At 40.1% G+C, this 15,985-nt stretch carries 16 protein-coding genes; 14 read left to right on the top strand and 2 right to left on the bottom strand.

Features of this window, described 5'->3' with window-relative positions; translation table 11 throughout:
* Window positions 1-19 precede the first annotated feature (19 nt).
* Genes flhF through P20480_RS01925 form a run of 13 tightly spaced genes read left to right on the top strand, consistent with a single transcriptional unit; the run spans window position 20 to window position 12,014 of the window.
* Complete coding sequence (flhF, locus tag P20480_RS01865) at window positions 20-1,495, top strand: flagellar biosynthesis GTPase FlhF (RefSeq protein ID WP_008132615.1); 1,476 nt, start codon at window positions 20-22, stop codon at window positions 1,493-1,495.
* A complete protein-coding gene (locus tag P20480_RS01870) occupies window positions 1,488-2,348 on the top strand; it encodes a MinD/ParA family ATP-binding protein (RefSeq protein WP_006792753.1) in 861 nt (286 codons plus the stop codon). The genes flhF and P20480_RS01870 overlap by 8 nt, the downstream gene beginning before the upstream one ends.
* 26 nt (window positions 2,349-2,374) lie before the next feature.
* The gene (locus tag P20480_RS01875; protein WP_008132612.1) at window positions 2,375-3,085 is read left to right on the top strand and encodes an RNA polymerase sigma factor FliA; all 711 of its coding nucleotides are present in this window, start codon (window positions 2,375-2,377) and stop codon (window positions 3,083-3,085) included.
* A 39-nt stretch (window positions 3,086-3,124) separates the two neighbouring features.
* Window positions 3,125-3,508: a chemotaxis response regulator CheY gene (gene cheY, locus P20480_RS01880; protein ID WP_008132609.1), complete on the top strand. Its 384-nt coding sequence runs from the start codon at window positions 3,125-3,127 to the stop codon at window positions 3,506-3,508.
* A gap of 18 nt (window positions 3,509-3,526) precedes the next feature.
* Window positions 3,527-4,294 carry a protein phosphatase CheZ gene (locus tag P20480_RS01885; protein WP_006792756.1) on the top strand — a complete coding sequence of 256 codons (768 nt, stop codon included), beginning with the start codon at window positions 3,527-3,529 and terminating at the stop codon, window positions 4,292-4,294.
* 15 nt (window positions 4,295-4,309) lie between these two features.
* Window positions 4,310-6,553 carry a chemotaxis protein CheA gene (locus tag P20480_RS01890; RefSeq protein WP_008132594.1) on the top strand — a complete coding sequence of 748 codons (2,244 nt, stop codon included), beginning with the start codon at window positions 4,310-4,312 and terminating at the stop codon, window positions 6,551-6,553.
* Between the two features lie 59 nt (window positions 6,554-6,612).
* Window positions 6,613-7,767, top strand: a complete 1,155-nt coding sequence (locus tag P20480_RS01895) for a protein-glutamate methylesterase/protein-glutamine glutaminase (protein WP_008132590.1) — start codon at window positions 6,613-6,615, stop codon at window positions 7,765-7,767.
* Complete coding sequence (locus P20480_RS01900; protein WP_006792759.1) at window positions 7,760-8,524, top strand: flagellar motor protein; 765 nt, start codon at window positions 7,760-7,762, stop codon at window positions 8,522-8,524. The genes P20480_RS01895 and P20480_RS01900 overlap by 8 nt, the downstream gene beginning before the upstream one ends.
* A 2-nt stretch (window positions 8,525-8,526) precedes the next feature.
* Window positions 8,527-9,486: a flagellar motor protein MotB gene (locus P20480_RS01905; RefSeq protein ID WP_008132588.1), complete on the top strand. Its 960-nt coding sequence runs from the start codon at window positions 8,527-8,529 to the stop codon at window positions 9,484-9,486.
* A gap of 12 nt (window positions 9,487-9,498) precedes the next feature.
* Window positions 9,499-10,269 (top strand): ParA family protein, encoded by a 771-nt coding sequence (locus P20480_RS01910; RefSeq protein WP_008132586.1) that lies wholly within the window; start codon window positions 9,499-9,501, stop codon window positions 10,267-10,269.
* A 3-nt stretch (window positions 10,270-10,272) separates the two neighbouring features.
* Window positions 10,273-11,073, top strand: a complete 801-nt coding sequence (locus P20480_RS01915; protein ID WP_008132585.1) for a chemotaxis protein CheW — start codon at window positions 10,273-10,275, stop codon at window positions 11,071-11,073.
* A 24-nt stretch (window positions 11,074-11,097) separates the two neighbouring features.
* Window positions 11,098-11,595, top strand: a complete 498-nt coding sequence (locus tag P20480_RS01920) for a chemotaxis protein CheW (protein ID WP_006792763.1) — start codon at window positions 11,098-11,100, stop codon at window positions 11,593-11,595.
* Between the two features lie 17 nt (window positions 11,596-11,612).
* Window positions 11,613-12,014, top strand: a complete 402-nt coding sequence (locus tag P20480_RS01925; protein WP_008132584.1) for a DUF2802 domain-containing protein — start codon at window positions 11,613-11,615, stop codon at window positions 12,012-12,014.
* Between the two features lie 35 nt (window positions 12,015-12,049).
* Here the strand turns inward: P20480_RS01925 and P20480_RS01930 are convergent, their stop codons facing one another.
* On the bottom strand, window positions 12,050-12,703 hold the full coding sequence (locus tag P20480_RS01930) for an OmpW/AlkL family protein (protein ID WP_008132583.1): 654 nt from the start codon (window positions 12,701-12,703) through the stop codon (window positions 12,050-12,052).
* A gap of 262 nt (window positions 12,704-12,965) precedes the next feature.
* Here P20480_RS01930 and dapE point away from each other — a divergent pair, with 262 nt between their 5' ends.
* Window positions 12,966-14,150, top strand: a complete 1,185-nt coding sequence (gene dapE / locus P20480_RS01935) for a succinyl-diaminopimelate desuccinylase (protein WP_008132579.1) — start codon at window positions 12,966-12,968, stop codon at window positions 14,148-14,150.
* Window positions 14,151-14,210: 60 nt separating this feature from the next.
* Here the strand turns inward: dapE and olsF are convergent, their stop codons facing one another.
* A complete protein-coding gene (gene olsF, locus P20480_RS01940; RefSeq protein ID WP_008132578.1) occupies window positions 14,211-15,917 on the bottom strand; it encodes a bifunctional ornithine lipid synthase OlsF in 1,707 nt (568 codons plus the stop codon).
* Window positions 15,918-15,985: the final 68 nt, after the last annotated feature.

Genomic DNA, 15,985 nt, shown 5'->3' with positions numbered 1-15,985 from the left:
ATTTTAAAGGGGTTGAATCATGAAAATTAAACGTTTTTTTGCTAAAGATATGCGCACAGTACTTAAAGAAGTTAAAGACGAATTAGGTGTTGATGCGGTTATTATGTCAAATAAAAAGCTAGCTAACGGTGTAGAAATTGTAGCAGCAGTAGATTATGACAAAGCAGCCCCTAAAAAAGAGCAGGCAGTTAGCGCTCCAGCACAAAGCTCAACAAAAACACAGCCAGTGCATAATTTTGTAAAACCAGAGCCTCTTCGCGCTAAACCAGAGCCACAAGCGAAAGTAGCCGATAGTCTTCAGGCATTATTAGAGCGTCAAGCCCCACGCCCTCGTTCTGCAGAATTGGCTTCTATGTTTTCTCAATCAGGTATTGATACTACAGACAACTACCAAGAGCCAGTTCAAGAGCAGCGTCCTCGTCCTATGTTCACTAATGAACGTCAAGCTTCAGCGCGTCCGCAAACACAAGCAGACAGCCTTGGATTTGATGATTTAGAAAGTGGTTTTGATGATCTTGACAGTCCAGTGACACCTCGCCAAGAAACTAAGCATACTGAAAGTGAGCAAATTTCGTCAATGCGTGACGAAATGAATGCCATTCGTCAATTGTTAGAACATCAAGTGTCAGGGCTTATGCAACAAGACATGGCAAGACGCGATCCTACTCGTGCATGCATGATTGATCGCTTAGTCGGTATGGGAATAGATAAAGATGTTGCTGAGCAAATGGCGTGCTTCGTACCTGACGATGTATCTCGCCAGCAAGGTTGGAAAGCACTTTTAACAATGGTTGAAGATCAGATGCAGACAACCAACAACGAGATTTTACGTCAAGGCGGTGTATACGCCTTAGTCGGCCCAACGGGTGTTGGCAAAACAACAACCGTTGCTAAATTAGCTGCGCTTGGCGCACAAAAATACGGTGCAGACAAAGTTGCTTTAATCACAACAGACACATACAGAATTGGTGCTTATGAGCAACTCGCCACTTATGGCCGAATTATAGGTTGTGGTGTAAAGCAAGTTAAAGATGCTAATGAATTAGCTGAAGTTTTATATCATTTACGAAATAAACGACTAGTATTAATTGATACTGCGGGTATGAGCCAACGCGACTTGCGCTTAACAGAGCAACTTAATACGCTAATGCGTAATCAGCGTGTTGATATTCGCAGTTATTTAGTGCTCAGCGCAACATCGCAAATACATGTGTTGCAAGAAACCGTTAGGCACTTTAAAAAAGTGCAGTTAAGTGGTTGTATATTCACCAAATTAGATGAATCTTTAAGTTTAGGTGAGATTATTAGTATAGCGATTCAAAATCGCCTTCCAATAGGGTATCTTACTAACGGTCAACGAGTACCAGAAGATATTCGAGTTGCAAATGCTGAAAAACTAGTTAAAAAGGCTGAGCAACTCTATTTAAAAAGAGCAAAAGCACAACATTCAAGGCACCAAGCAGTGGCGCCAAGCACAGTAGGGATGTATGATTAACACAGTATTAGATCAAGCAAGTGGCCTGCGCAAAATGAGTCAAAACAATAACAACGGCGTAAAAGTTATCGCTGTCACTGGCGGTAAAGGTGGAGTAGGAAAAACAAATGTTTCTCTGAATACTGCAATTGCATTAGGCCAGCAAGGTAACAGAGTGTTGGTTCTTGATGCCGATTTAGGCTTAGCAAACTGTGACGTTATGCTAGGACTACGTGTTGAACGTAACTTATCACATGTTTTATCTGGTGAATGTGAACTTGATGAAATTTTAGTTGAAGGCCCCGCAGGTATAAAGATTGTACCCGCAACGTCAGGCTCTCAAAGTATGGTTGAATTGTCGCCTTCAGAGCACGCGGGACTTATACGGGCTTTTAGTGAATTAAATACAGAATTTGATATTTTAATTGTCGATACAGCCGCAGGTATTTCAGACATGGTGCTGAGTTTTTCTCGCGCGGCACAAGACGTCATGGTTGTTGTATGCGACGAGCCCACATCGATTACAGATGCTTATGCGCTCATTAAAGTGTTGAGTCGCGAGCATGGTGTATACAAATTTAAAATTGTTGCAAATATGGTCCGTAGTATGCGTGAAGGGCAAGAGTTATTTGCTAAACTTTCCAAAGTGACCGATCGTTTTTTAGATGTATCAATGGACCTGGTCGCAACGGTTCCCTACGACGAAAATATGCGCAAAGCAACGCGTCGCCAAAAAGTTATTGTAGAGCTTTTTCCTAATTCGCCGGCGGCACTTGCGTTTCAAGCGTTAGCAACAAAAGCAGTTAAATGGCCAATACCTAATCAACCATCAGGTCATCTGGAGTTTTTCATAGAGAAACTAGTAAACGGCTAATTATGACAACATTGGTGAATAAAGTTATGGGATATCAATCAGCACAAAATTTAAATGTGATTGTTGAAAAACATGCATCACTTGTCAAAAAAGTGGCATGTCATCTTATAGCGCGTTTACCAGCCAGCGTGCAGCTGGACGATTTAATACAATCAGGAATGATAGGTCTGATTGAAGCATCTAAAAGTTTTGATGCAACCAAAGGGGCTAGCTTTGAAACTTTTGCGGGGATTCGTATTCGTGGGGCAATGCTTGACGAGATGCGACGTGGCGATTGGGCACCCCGTTCAGTGCATCGTAAAAGCCGTTTGGTGGCCGAAACAATTGCATTTTTAGAAAAAAGCTTAAACCGTGAGCCGACAGATATAGAAGTTGCTGAAAAACTTGAAATTTCGTTAAATGAGTACCATCATATCTTAAACGATGTAAATGCAAGTAAAGTACTCGGTATTGAAGACCTTGGTGTTGATGAAGATGCCATCAGTCCAGTGGGCCAAGATTTAGCGCTAGACAAACCGTTTAATAATGTTAAAAATGAGCGGTTTAACGAGTCTTTATTAGGTGCAATAAAATCTTTACCAGAACGTGATGCAATGGTGCTGTCTTTGTACTATAACGATGAAATGAATTTAAAAGAAATAGGGCATATACTCGATGTAAGTGAATCGCGTGTAAGTCAAATACATGGTCAGGCGATGATTAAGCTTAAAGCTAAAATCAATGACTGGATAAATTAGTAGTAAGTAAACAAGGTTAAGACCTCACTGGGGGATGTTTTGGATAAAAACATGAAAATTCTGGTTGTTGACGATTTTTCAACAATGAGACGTATTATTAAAAATCTGTTGCGTGACTTAGGTTTCACTAATGTTCAAGAAGCAGACGATGGGTCAACCGCTTTGCCAATGCTACAAAATCAAGTATTTGATTTTGTTGTTACCGATTGGAATATGCCAGGAATGCAGGGTATAGACCTACTTAGAGCAATACGTGCGGATGATAAGCTTAAACACATTCCAGTATTGATGGTAACGGCTGAAGCTAAAAAAGAACAAATTATAGCGGCAGCTCAGGCAGGTGTGAATGGTTATATCGTTAAGCCATTTACTGCTGGAACACTCAAAACTAAATTAGAAAAAGTATTTGAACGTTTAGGCTAATGATAGGGGGAGAGGCTTATGTCAGCACTTGCTGCGCCTCAAATAACTTTAGAACAAGCTCGTCAGCTCGTTGTTTTTCTAGAAAACGGTGAGCAAGACAAAGCCAATCAGTTAATTTTAGATACCGCTTCTAAGGAGCAATCTGAAATATTTGCTGAGGTTGGAAAGTTAACCCGTCAATTGCATGAAGCTTTAAAAAGCTTTGAGCTAGACACTCGCTTATCTGACTTAACTACCGATGCTATTCCAGATGCAAAAAAACGGCTCAATTATGTTATAGAAATGACAGAAAATGCCGCGAATAAAACAATGGATGCTGTTGAGGCTAGCCTACCAATTGCTCAACAGTTGGCAGACGAAATATCTCATATCAAACCGACATGGGATCGCCTAATGAATCGAGAGATTGAGTTAGGGGAGTTTAAATCGTTATGCCACAGCATTGATAAGTTTATGAACAATTCTCATCATAAAACCGATGAGCTGCAAAGTTTGATGACTAATGTACTTATGGCACAAGACTATCAAGATTTAACCGGCCAAGTTATTCGCCGAGTTATTGAGCTTGTTAGAGAAGTTGAAGAAAGCTTAATTCATCTTTTGACAGCCTTCGCTGATCAAAGCGAAAGCAAAGCCGAAAAAATAGAACAACAAAAAACAAATGAACCATTAGACGAACAAACTTTAGCAGGTCCAGAAGGCCCTATTATTGATAAAGAATCACGTAATGATGTTGTATCTGATCAAGATGAAGTCGATGATCTTTTATCAAGTTTGGGCTTCTAAGAGGAGAGTAACTGCATGTTTGAAGTCGATGAAGATATTTTACAAGACTTTCTTGTAGAGGCAGGAGAAATCCTAGAGCTTTTATCTGAACAGTTAGTTGAGCTGGAAAACAATCCAGAGGACACCGAATTACTCAATGCCATATTTAGAGGGTTTCACACTGTAAAAGGTGGTGCTGGGTTTTTAGCTATGACCGAGCTCGTTGACGCATGTCATGGCGCAGAGAATGTCTTCGACCTGCTTAGACAAGGCGTACGAACGGTTAATTCGGAATTGATGGACGTAATTTTACAAGCTCTCGATACGATTAACGAGATGTTTGCCACCATTCAAAATCGTGACAAACCAGAACCCGCCGATCCCGAACTTCTTGAAACCCTTCATAAACTAGGTTTACCTCCAACAGAAGAAGAGCTTGCTGGTGACTCACCCGTTGATTCAACTGAAGAACCTCAAGCCGAGGTTATTGATGCCCCAGTTGCCGAGGAAGCCTCAGGAACTGATGAAGAAGATCCGTTTGCATTTGACGAGCTATTTAGCGGTGGAACAGTTGAACAAAGCGATGATGAAACTCAGATTGACGAAATAACAGAAGATGAATTTGAAAACTTACTAGACGAATTACATGGAAAAGGTCAAAGCCCAGTAGCTGAAAGCGCGTCCAGTAGTAGTGATGTCAGTGGAGACATTACAGATGATGAGTTTGACAACTTACTTGATGAACTTCATGGCGTTGGAAGCTTTGGTGCTGTTGCGGCCAGTGAGCCTGTAAAAGAGCAAACAGCAACTAATAATTCTGCAGAAAGTTCTGCAACGCCTTCAACACGTTCACCTGCAAGTGATTCTAGCGATGATGAAATTAGCGATGATGAGTTTGAAGCATTGCTTGACGAACTTCATGGATCAGGTGCCCCTAAATCAATAGAGAGCCCTGCAGCTTCAGAGCCGAAGCCCGCTGCTAAACCTGTGGCTAAGGTAAGTGAGCCTGTTAAAAAGCCTGAACCTGTAAAAGCCGCTGCGCCAAAACCAGTGCAAAAGCCTGCAGAAAAAGCAGCTCCAGCGCCTGCAGCTGTGAAAAAGCCAGCTCCTCCGCAAGCAGAAACAACAGTCCGAGTTGACACAAAACGCCTAGACCAAATAATGAATATGGTGGGTGAGCTTGTACTTGTTCGTAACAGATTGGTAAGTTTAGCCACTAACTCAGAAAGTGAAGCAATGGGCAAAGCCATTTCTAACTTAGATGTTGTGACGGCTGATATCCAAGGCGCAGTAATGCAAACGCGAATGCAGCCAATTAAAAAGGTATTTGGCCGCTTCCCTCGCGTTGTTCGTGACTTAGCACGAAGCTTAAATAAAGATATTAGTTTACAGCTTGTTGGTGAAGAAACCGATTTAGACAAAAACTTAGTTGAGGCACTTGCAGACCCACTAGTTCACTTAGTTAGAAATTCAGTGGATCACGGTATAGAAATGCCAGCTGACCGTGAAGCAGCAGGCAAACCTCGGACGGGTAATGTTACACTTTCAGCGTCTCAAGAGGGAGACCATATTTTGCTTACCATCAAAGATGATGGTGCGGGTATGGACGCAGAAAAGCTCAAAAAGATAGCGATTGGTAAAGGGGTAATAGATCACGATCAAGCAAGTCGTTTATCGGATACTGAAGCCTACAACTTAATATTTGCACCAGGATTTTCGACCAAAGAAGAGATCTCTGACATCTCAGGCCGTGGTGTGGGAATGGATGTTGTAAAAACTAAAATCACTCAACTTAATGGCTCAGTGAGTATTCAGTCAGAGCTAGGTGTTGGTACAATTTTAGAAATAAAAGTACCGTTAACACTTGCGATATTACCAACCTTGATGGTTGTAGTTGGCGAACAAACATTTGCATTACCATTAGCAGGTGTAAGCGAAATATTCCATTTAGATCTAACCAAAACAAATGTTGTTGATGGTCAATTAACCATTATTGTACGTAAGAAAGCGATACCGCTATTTTATCTTGAGCATTGGTTAGTTAAAGGAGCAGATCGCACTCAGCGCAAAGCGCAAGGTCATGTTGTTATTGTTCAAATAGGTACTCAGCAGGTTGGTTTTGTAGTTGATTCTTTAATAGGTCAAGAAGAAGTTGTAATTAAACCTCTTGATGCTCTTTTGCAAGGTACTCCAGGTATGGCAGGCGCAACTATTACATCAGATGGTGGAATTGCACTAATTTTAGATGTTCCAAATATGTTAAAACACTACGCTGGCTAAATCATAAAGTAGGTACACACAAGATGTGTACCTACGTATAAATTTAATAAGAGAGCTAAATGGCCGTAAAAGTTTTAGTTGTTGATGATTCGAGCTTTTTTCGTCGTAGAGTAAGCGAAATCCTTGAACAAGACAGCGACATACAAGTTATAGGTTTTGCCATTAATGGCAGAGAGGCTGTAGAAAAAACGGCTCAGCTTCGTCCTGATATGATCACGATGGATGTAGAAATGCCTGTGCTTGATGGTATCAGTGCTGTTAAAGAGATAATGGCAAGTAACCCCACGCCAATATTAATGTTTTCCTCTTTAACCCGTGCTGGCGCAACAGCAACACTTGATGCGCTTGATGCTGGAGCGATGGATTTTTTACCTAAAAAGTTTGAAGATATTGCACGTAATAATGAAGATGCGATAAAGCTCCTTCAAGCTAAAGTCAAAGAAATTGGTAATAAGCGCATTCCTAGAGCCTTTAGGCCAATAACACACCAGAAACCAGCGGCACGCTCTGTGCCTGATAAAACCAGTAATACTGGGTCTTCAATCAGGCAACCAGATAGAAGTTTTCAGCGTTCAACAACCGCATCGACATTAACAAAAACACAAAACAACGTACCAACTCGTGCAAGTGGCAAGCAATACAAGCTTGTGGCTATCGGTACATCTACTGGTGGTCCTGTTGCTTTACAAAATGTGCTTACGCAATTACCCGCTAATTTTCCGCATCCCATTTTACTTATCCAGCATATGCCTGCTGCTTTTACACCGGCATTTGCAGCTCGTTTAAATGGATTGTGCAAAATAAAAGTAAAAGAAGCACAGCAAGGTGATCGTCTTGACCCTGGAACTGCCTATTTGGCTCCTGGCGGGCAACAAATGATGGTTGAAGGTCGAGGTGGTTCTAAAACATTGCGCGTTTTTGAAGACAATAGCGAGCGAATCACTTATAAGCCCAGTGTTGACGTTACATTTGCAAGTATTGCAAAAGCTTATCAGGGAGATGTTTTAGCTATTATTTTAACCGGCATGGGGGCTGATGGTAGAGATGGCGCAAGAATGTTAAAACAAACTGGCGCCACTATTTGGGCACAAGATGAAAAAAGCTGTGTTGTTTATGGTATGCCACAAGCTGTTGCTAATGCGGGGCTTTCAAGTGAGAGTTTAGCGCTTGACGATATTGCAACGCGGATAAAAAGCGAAACTGGTTGTGGATAAGCTTTCTGTACTTGGTTTAATTGTTGCACTAAGTGCTATAGCAATTGGCTATCATTTAGAAGGTGGTGTTATTGCCGCCCTTTTTAATGGCCCTGCGCTCATTATAGTACTAGGTGGGACAGTAGGCGCTGTAATGCTGCAAACGTCTACTAGTACCTTTAAAAAAATGCTTAGAATGAGTCACTGGGTATTTGTGACTCCCAGTTACAATATTGATGATGCAATTGAGCAAGTTAAACGTTGGTCTCATAAAGCGAGACAAGAAGGATATTTGGCATTAGAGGATGAGGCCCTAACTCACTCAGATGTATATGCAGCAAAAGGGCTGAGTTTACTTGTTGATGGCGGTTCAGAGCAGAGGCTACGTGATACGCTTGAAATAGATTTAATGTTGGAGCGTGAGCGTTTGCTTGAAGCTGCACGTGTATACGAAGCAATGGGCGGTTATAGCCCTACTATCGGTATTTTAGGAGCTGTTCTTGGACTTATTCAGGCTATGTCTTTTATTACCGATCCACAATTGCTTGGTGCTGGAGTTGCAACAGCCTTTATTGCAACGATTTATGGGGTGGGGTTAGCTAATTTATTATTTTTGCCAATGGCACATAAGCTCAAGCAACGTGTAGAAGAAAAGATGCTTTACCACGAAATGCTTGCAGAAGGGATAATTGCAATCAGCGATGGCCAAAGCCCAATGAACATTGAGCTAAAGTTAGAAGCTTATCGTGTTGAACGGCCAAGCCTAGTGGACGCATAAAAATGATGCGTCGACGATTTGGTCGCTCGGCCCATAAAAACCAGCATACAGAGCGCTGGTTAGTATCTTATGCGGATTATATGACCATTATGTTTGCCTTCTTTGTTGTAATGTATGCGATTGCGATTAACAAAGAAGAAAACTTCCAAATTTTATCCGATTCCCTAGAGCAAGTATTCGACAAGTCGGCTCGTGTTTATTCTCAGCAAGGTACGGGGGTAGATGGTACTGGAATACTTACTGATAGGGTTACTCCTGAAGATGAATTGCTGTATGGCGAAAGTATCAACAAGGAAGAGCAAGGCCCAGAGTTGTTAGACGGCCAAAGTGAGACAAGTAATATACAGCAAAAATATTTAGGAAAACCACTTGATAGCTTATTAACGAAACTTCAGTCAGCGCTTATTGATGAAATACGTGATGGTGAAGCCAATCTAGAATTGCATCAAGATTGGCTCATAATAGAACTGAGTTCAGGTATGTTATTTTCAAGTGGTAGCGCAGTTGCTCATTCTAGAGCAAAACAAGTTGTTAAAATTGTAAAAGATATTGTCGCGCCAGTGGATAACTATATACGGGTGCGTGGTTATACAGATGATGAAACAATTAAAAATGAAATATTTCGCTCTAACTGGGAGCTTTCTGTCGCTCGCGCAACTTCAATACTTGTTGAGCTTGAAGCACTTGGCATAAATTCGGCCCGAATGGCTATTGAAGGGTATGGACAGTATTCACCCTTTGCACCTAACGACACAGATGAGGGCCGAGCTGAAAATAGAAAAGTAGTAATAGCGTTATCTAAATATGGGTTGCCAGAAGAGAAAAATAAATCAGCAGAAGAGCCGATAGTTGAGGCAGTAGCGCCTGAGCCAGAAGTAGAATTACCGTCAGACGATGACACAATAAAAATTATTCGTTTACCACATGGTGGAATTCGTATTACAACTCGCAATGAACAGTAACTAGGATGTGATGTGAAGATTTGGACTGTAGCCAACCAAAAAGGTGGCGTTGGTAAAACAACGACTGCGGTCAGTCTTGCTGGTACTTTAGCACTGCAGGGTAAGCGTGTACTACTAATAGATACCGATCCTCATGCGTCTTTAACATATTACTTTGGTATTGATTCTGAGGATTTAGAGGTCAGTGTTTACGATATTTTCGCTCGTGGAACTAGTATGCAAAGTGAGGAGATACTTCAAGCATTATGCCCATCCACCCTCGAAAATTTAGATATATTACCTGCTACTATGGCTATTGCTACATTAGATAGAAGCATGGGCAATAAAACAGGCATGGGGTTAATTTTAAAAAAGACACTTGCCAAAATAAGTGAACATTACGATTATGCTATTTTAGATTGTCCCCCTGTTTTAGGGGTTTTGATGGTTAATGCATTGGCTGCGAGTGAGCGCATTTTAGTCCCTGTTCAAACTGAGTTTTTAGCGCTTAAAGGCTTAGATAGAATGATGCGTACAATGGAATTAATGCAGAGCTCACAGGCGAAAAGTTACGAATATACTATAATACCTACAATGTACGATAAAAGAACGAAGGCATCACTCGAAGCCTACAAAACGTTACAAAAAACTTACGGTAACAAAGTTTGGCCAGGTGTTATTCCCGTAGATACAAAACTAAGAGATGCAAGCTTAGCACAAAAAGTACCCATAGAGTTTTGTCCTCGCTCTCGTGGTGTATTTGCTTATAAAGCATTATTAGATTATTTAATTGAACAAGGTTAATGAATGAGTAAGCAATTATTTGCTAATGAAAAAGTAATGACTCAGTACTTAGGTGCCTTACTTTGCGAAGAAGAGCTTGCCAGTGACTTAGAGCCCGTAGCAAAACTTTTAGAAAATATACCGGGTGACTTGCCAAGCGAAGAAGCCACTCATGAAAGTCAGAAGCCAGTTACTAAAGTTAAAGTAGTGGCTGAGCATGAATCATCTTCGTTAGATGATACGCATGAAGTTAAAGAAGCAGAAGCTACAACACCGAAAGTTAACGTCATTGAAACGCCAAAAGAGACAACGAGTACAGACCTTAAAATAGCAAAACAGAAACAATTAAATCTTTCAAATAACAGTGAGTCAGATTACTTTGACGGCGAATTTCAGGCATTGTTCTTTGAAGTTGCAGGACTTACGCTAGCAGTCCCGCTTAAAGCTCTTGGCGGTATACATCAATTAGGTGAAGTGAATCACCTGTTTGGTAAACCAAAGTGGTTTAAAGGCGTTATGCTTAATCGTGATGAAAAGCTCAATGTTGTAGATACAGCACGCTGGGTTATGCCAGAGAAGTTCGATGAAAAACTAGAGGCATCACTTGATTATCAGTATTTAATAACTTTAGGAGATAGCCAATGGGGATTATTAGCTGAGAAGCTTATAAATAACATTACATTGACAAAAGAAGATGTAAAATGGCGTACAGATCAAAGTAAGCGCCCATGGCTTGCCGGGGTTATTAAAGAAAAAATGTGTGCTTTAATAGATGTAGACAATTTAAATACGTTATTAGAAGAGGGCTTAGATAGCCGTCAGTAGTAATGACCATTATGGGGTAACAGCATGAACCAAGAGAAATTACTGTCAGAAAATAAAAATGCAGATAATAATGATGAAATATTACAGTGGGTTACTTTTAAACTAGAAGAGGAAACCTACGGTGTTAATGTAATGCAAGTTCAAGAAATACTGCGTTACACCGAGATTGCACCAGTCCCTGGTGCGCCTTCTTATGTAATAGGCATTATTAACTTACGTGGTAATGTAGTAACCGTTATTGATACACGTGCTCGATTCGGTTTGTCAGCAGCTGATGCAACTGATAACTCACGTATATTAATTATTGAAGCTGAAGAACAAGTTATAGGCATTTTAGCTGATAGCGTTTCTGAAGTTGTATACCTGCGTAGCTCTGAGATTGACAGTGCGCCAAATGTGGGTACTGAAGAAAGCGCTAAGTTTATCCAAGGTGTCTGTAATCGAGATAATGAGCTTCTTATTTTAGTTGATTTAAATAAGCTACTTAGTGATGACGAATGGGATGAGTTAAGCGATTTATAAGCTTTACCAGATAAACTATGCTGTTACTTAGTATTGCTGTAAGCGCGTTAGCGGTAGGTCTTATATCGTTAACGCTTATTATTGCATTTAAAAATAAACACACCAGCGATGTTGCTGATGTACATCAAAAGCTTAAAGAATGTGCAGAACAAGTTCATATTTTAAGAAGCGAAGCCGCTGAATTAAGAACCGGTTTACTCAGTATCGGCAAGCGAGTTCTAGAGGTTGAGCAACAAAACCAAGATTTACTGCAGCAGCAATCGGCTCAAAAATACGATGATCCCGATGCTAAGATTTATTCCCGTGCTGTGAAAATGGTTGAGTTAGGTGCAGATTTAGAAGAAGTTATTCGCGAGTGTGAGTTACCCAGGGCTGAGGCCGAGTTATTGTTTTCGTTGCACAAAAAAAAAGGCGCTTAGCGCCTTTTTTACACACATAACACTGTACTTAGACTTTAAAAACTATACTTCACACCAAACATTGCCACTACAGGGTCAAGCTCAACTGTTGATGTTAATGCTTTTGCATTGTTAGCGTACACGGTTGCATCTGTATCAATATCCATTATAGAAACCATTGCATGAAGTCCCCAGTGATCATCCATTGTATAATTAGCCCCTACTTGTACTAAAAACCCTACAGAGTCATCTAGCTCAACTTTAACATCGTCTGTACCAAGGGTTGTTTTAAGAGCTTGCGAAGGCTGTTCATCAAAAAAGGTTGTATAATTAACACCAACACCTATGAATGGTCTAAGCTGATAGCTTGTATCTAAAAAGTGATACTGTGCCACTAACGAGGGTGGTAAGTGTTTAATGTTAGCAATTTTATTACCAGCCAAACCGCCTGTTCCATTTACATCATGAGAGAATGGCGTAGCAGCAATCAATTCTAATACCCAATTGTCATTAAATGCATAGTCTACCGTAATACCTAGCTGAGTATTAGAATCACCTTTTAGACCTAATGAGGGGGCTTCGTTAATTGCAGAGCCACTGTTATCTGGGTTTACGTTAATAGCGCCCAGATTTACGCTGAAGTTAGCGTGTGCAGCTGGAGAGAGTGCTAATAAAGAGGTTAATAATGCAATGCTAATTTGGGTTTTCATGTTGTTCTCCAAGAACTACTTTTTGATTGACGCCATTATTACGCTTAACAAATATGAAAAACCTGTTCTAGATCAAAGTTTCAAAAATGATTGAACGTTGAAAAGTATTTTATTGATTTAGATTAATTTTGGCGCTGTTTCGTAACAGCAATGATTGACAATCTATGTAAAGAATAATCATCAGAATGTATAAAAGCTGACATCTCTTAGTCATACTCTCACTATTTAATAATGCCTTACTTAGTAATAAAGGTATTAAAAAATGTCTTTAGTTGTTTCACAACAAACAGTCACATCTCAAAGGTTAAACGCCGAATTAATAAATAAATTACAAACGCTTATCCAATTTAAATCAGTAACGCCGAATCAAGCCGGTGCAATAGATTGGCTGGTTGAGCAGTTATGTGAGCTAGGTTTTTGCTGTGAAAAGTTTACGAGTAGTGGTGTCACTAACTTAATTGCGCATATTAAATTCAATGAGGGACCGTGTGTCGCTTTTTCAGGGCACATTGATGTGGTTCCCGCAGATAATGGTGACTGGCTAACCCCTCCGTTTGATGGAAGAATAATTGATGGGGTAATTTACGGAAGAGGTGCTGCTGATATGAAAGGAGGTGTGGCAGCTATGCTGACTGCAACAAAAAAATTAATAAATAGCACATCATCAAAAGCAGGGACTTTTTATTGGCTCATTACCTCTGATGAAGAAGGCGAGGCTGAGTTTGGCTCTGCGCAAATAGCCAATAAGCTTTCTTCAAATGGGGTTGTTTTAGACGGATGTATTGTAGGCGAGCCAACTAGTTCGACACATGTTGGCGATACAATTAAAAACGGTCGACGAGGTGCACTTTCAGCACGTATTCTGGTAAAGGGCAGGGCAGGTCATGTAGCTTATCCTCAAAATACCATTAACGCCGCACATATTAGTGCCAAAATAGTCAATAAACTGAGTGAACAAGCGTGGCACTTAGATGACGCAGGCTCAAAAACAACACTGCAAGTTACAGGCATAAATATTGACAATGTGGTCGATAATTTAGTCCCTAGTCACTGCGAGATAACATTTAATATTCGCTATAGCCATCGGTACAGCAGTGAAAAAATAAAATCGATATTGAACAATTCGTTGGATGAATTTTCACGTTACATAACTATTAATTGGGAGCGTCCATGTGAACCTTACTATACCCAACCTAAGAGCGAGTGGAGTTTAATTACTTGTGTTGAACAAGCCATACATAGTCAAACTGGAAACTACCCAGTTCTAAGTACCAGTGGTGGCACATCTGACGGTCGTTTTTTTGCTAACAGCCATACTCAAGTAATTGAATGTGGGCTAAGAAACCATACAATTCACCAGGTTAATGAGCACGTATCTATTGATGACTTAATAAAAGTTGAAGCAATTTATTATGACTTACTTTCACGTATTTATATAGAACGGTAATGTTATGTGAGTTAGTTCTCAAATAAAACCCAGATAGTGGCGAGGGTAACCTCGCTTCAATTAGCTTAAGTATCGCTTTGCTTTGTTATCTTTAACATTTTGCAAGTCAACCAATACTAAACCATCAATGCAATTGTTAAAGTCGGGATCTACGCTAAAACTTAAAAATTTTACTCCACCAGGCTTACATAGCTCTGTATATTGTTTAAATAAAGTGGGAACTTGCGCACCCATGTTAGCAAGTACATGCTTTAGTTCTACAAAGTCTTCTTTAACATCGTCTTTGCAAAAAATCATGTCACACTGCGCGAGTTCATGTTCGCTTAGTTTGAATTCATTGTTTGGAGTCGCAAGTACTTCATCGGTTTTATAATAATGCTGATAGTAATACACTAGCATGGCCTTTGCCGGGTCAGGTAACGTATTAGACACGCTAACAGCGCCAAATAAATAACGATATTGTGGGTAGTTTTTAACATAAGCGCCAATGCCGTACCATAGGTAATCTAGGCTTTTACGCCCCCAATATTTTGGTTGAACAAAGCTACGACCAAGTTCAATTCCTTGCTCTAGGTAGGGGCCCATTTCAGTGCTATAAGTAAATAAACTGTCGGTATACAGCCCTTTACGGCCATGTTTATCAATTATTTCTTTAGCGCAAGCTAGCCTATACGCGCCTACCAGCTCTAATTGTGTTGGGTCCCAAAGAACTAAGTGTTGATAGTCCATATCGTACTTATCAATATCACGGCGTTTTCCACTGCCTTCACCTACAGCTCTAAAAGCTATTTCTCTCAACCTACCTAGCTCTCTAAAAATAGGTGAGCTACCCGTATATTGATATAAATGAATATGCATACCATCTTGTGTTTCCCCCAGAAGCTGACACGCATCTATTGCTTTTTTAAGCTCTTTTCTACACTCAGGAACAGCAATAGGAGTTTGTGTTTTAAGTGGTAAGGTTTTTTTAGTTGTTAGAAGATACAGTTGCTTTCGTATTAAATTAACAATCTCTTTATCTTTTAAATTTTCTATGAGGTATGACGCTGGAGGAATAGACGCACCAATTTCAAACTCTAACGATTTCTGGCGTTGTTTAAACATTTCTTTTACTAGTAACAAGCTTGCTAAGGGCTTGTAAATTATTGAAGTTCCATAAAATAATGGGCTGTTTTTAGCTTTTATATAAATAGGTAATATAGGGCAATTGGCTTTTTTTGCCATGCGTAAAAAACCGCTGTTCCATTTACAATCTTTGATACCTGTAGGGCTCAGCCGTGATACTTCACCCGCGGGAAATATCAATAATACCCCCTCATTTTTTAAATGCTGGTGAATATTATAAAGCTCTTGTTTTTTACTTGTGCCAGATAAGTTATTTACAGGTAAAAGTAAGTCGTGCATTGGAGTCACCGACATAAGCATACGGTTAGCAACAACCTTTAAATCTTTTCTTACGCTTGAGATCACTTTAATTAATGCAAGCGCATCTAAAGAGCCTATAGGGTGGTTTGCAACAATAATTAATTTACCTTCGCTAGGAATATGCTCTATTTGCTTTGGCTTGTAACGTGTATCAAAGTTAAGCTCATCGAGAACTTGTTCAACAAATTCTTGCCCTTGTAAATGAGGGTAGGTGTCGGCAAACGCCACAAACTCTTGTTCATGTAGTAAATAGCCTAATCCCTTTTTTACTAGGCTTTTTACTTTTGGTGAGCTTTCTAATTGTGGTAAGTTTGCTGCAATTACTTTATCAACACTGATCATACAAGCCTCTTTTTAATTTAGCACGACTGCCATATCTGTAGAGTAAAAAAAGGGTGTGACAGTTATTT

This window comes from Pseudoalteromonas sp. BSi20480, assembly GCF_000241365.1.
Taxonomy (GTDB): Bacteria; Pseudomonadota; Gammaproteobacteria; order Enterobacterales; family Alteromonadaceae; genus Pseudoalteromonas; species Pseudoalteromonas marina.
This window is presented reverse-complemented; position numbering and strand designations above follow the sequence as displayed.

What these genes read in the sequence shown, in the direction of transcription:
- flhF (WP_008132615.1), top strand. Translation starts at nt 20, where the DNA reads ATGAAAATTAAACGTTTTTTTGCTAAAGATATGCGCACAGTACTTAAA.
- P20480_RS01870 (WP_006792753.1), top strand. Translation starts at nt 1,488, where the DNA reads ATGATTAACACAGTATTAGATCAAGCAAGTGGCCTGCGCAAAATGAGT.
- P20480_RS01875 (WP_008132612.1), top strand. Translation starts at nt 2,375, where the DNA reads ATGGGATATCAATCAGCACAAAATTTAAATGTGATTGTTGAAAAACAT.
- P20480_RS01885 (WP_006792756.1), top strand. Translation starts at nt 3,527, where the DNA reads ATGTCAGCACTTGCTGCGCCTCAAATAACTTTAGAACAAGCTCGTCAG.
- P20480_RS01890 (WP_008132594.1), top strand. Translation starts at nt 4,310, where the DNA reads ATGTTTGAAGTCGATGAAGATATTTTACAAGACTTTCTTGTAGAGGCA.
- P20480_RS01895 (WP_008132590.1), top strand. Translation starts at nt 6,613, where the DNA reads ATGGCCGTAAAAGTTTTAGTTGTTGATGATTCGAGCTTTTTTCGTCGT.
- P20480_RS01905 (WP_008132588.1), top strand. Translation starts at nt 8,527, where the DNA reads ATGATGCGTCGACGATTTGGTCGCTCGGCCCATAAAAACCAGCATACA.
- P20480_RS01915 (WP_008132585.1), top strand. Translation starts at nt 10,273, where the DNA reads ATGAGTAAGCAATTATTTGCTAATGAAAAAGTAATGACTCAGTACTTA.
- P20480_RS01920 (WP_006792763.1), top strand. Translation starts at nt 11,098, where the DNA reads ATGAACCAAGAGAAATTACTGTCAGAAAATAAAAATGCAGATAATAAT.
- P20480_RS01925 (WP_008132584.1), top strand. Translation starts at nt 11,613, where the DNA reads ATGCTGTTACTTAGTATTGCTGTAAGCGCGTTAGCGGTAGGTCTTATA.
- P20480_RS01930 (WP_008132583.1), bottom strand. Translation starts at nt 12,703, where the DNA reads ATGAAAACCCAAATTAGCATTGCATTATTAACCTCTTTATTAGCACTC.
- dapE (WP_008132579.1), top strand. Translation starts at nt 12,966, where the DNA reads ATGTCTTTAGTTGTTTCACAACAAACAGTCACATCTCAAAGGTTAAAC.
- olsF (WP_008132578.1), bottom strand. Translation starts at nt 15,917, where the DNA reads ATGATCAGTGTTGATAAAGTAATTGCAGCAAACTTACCACAATTAGAA.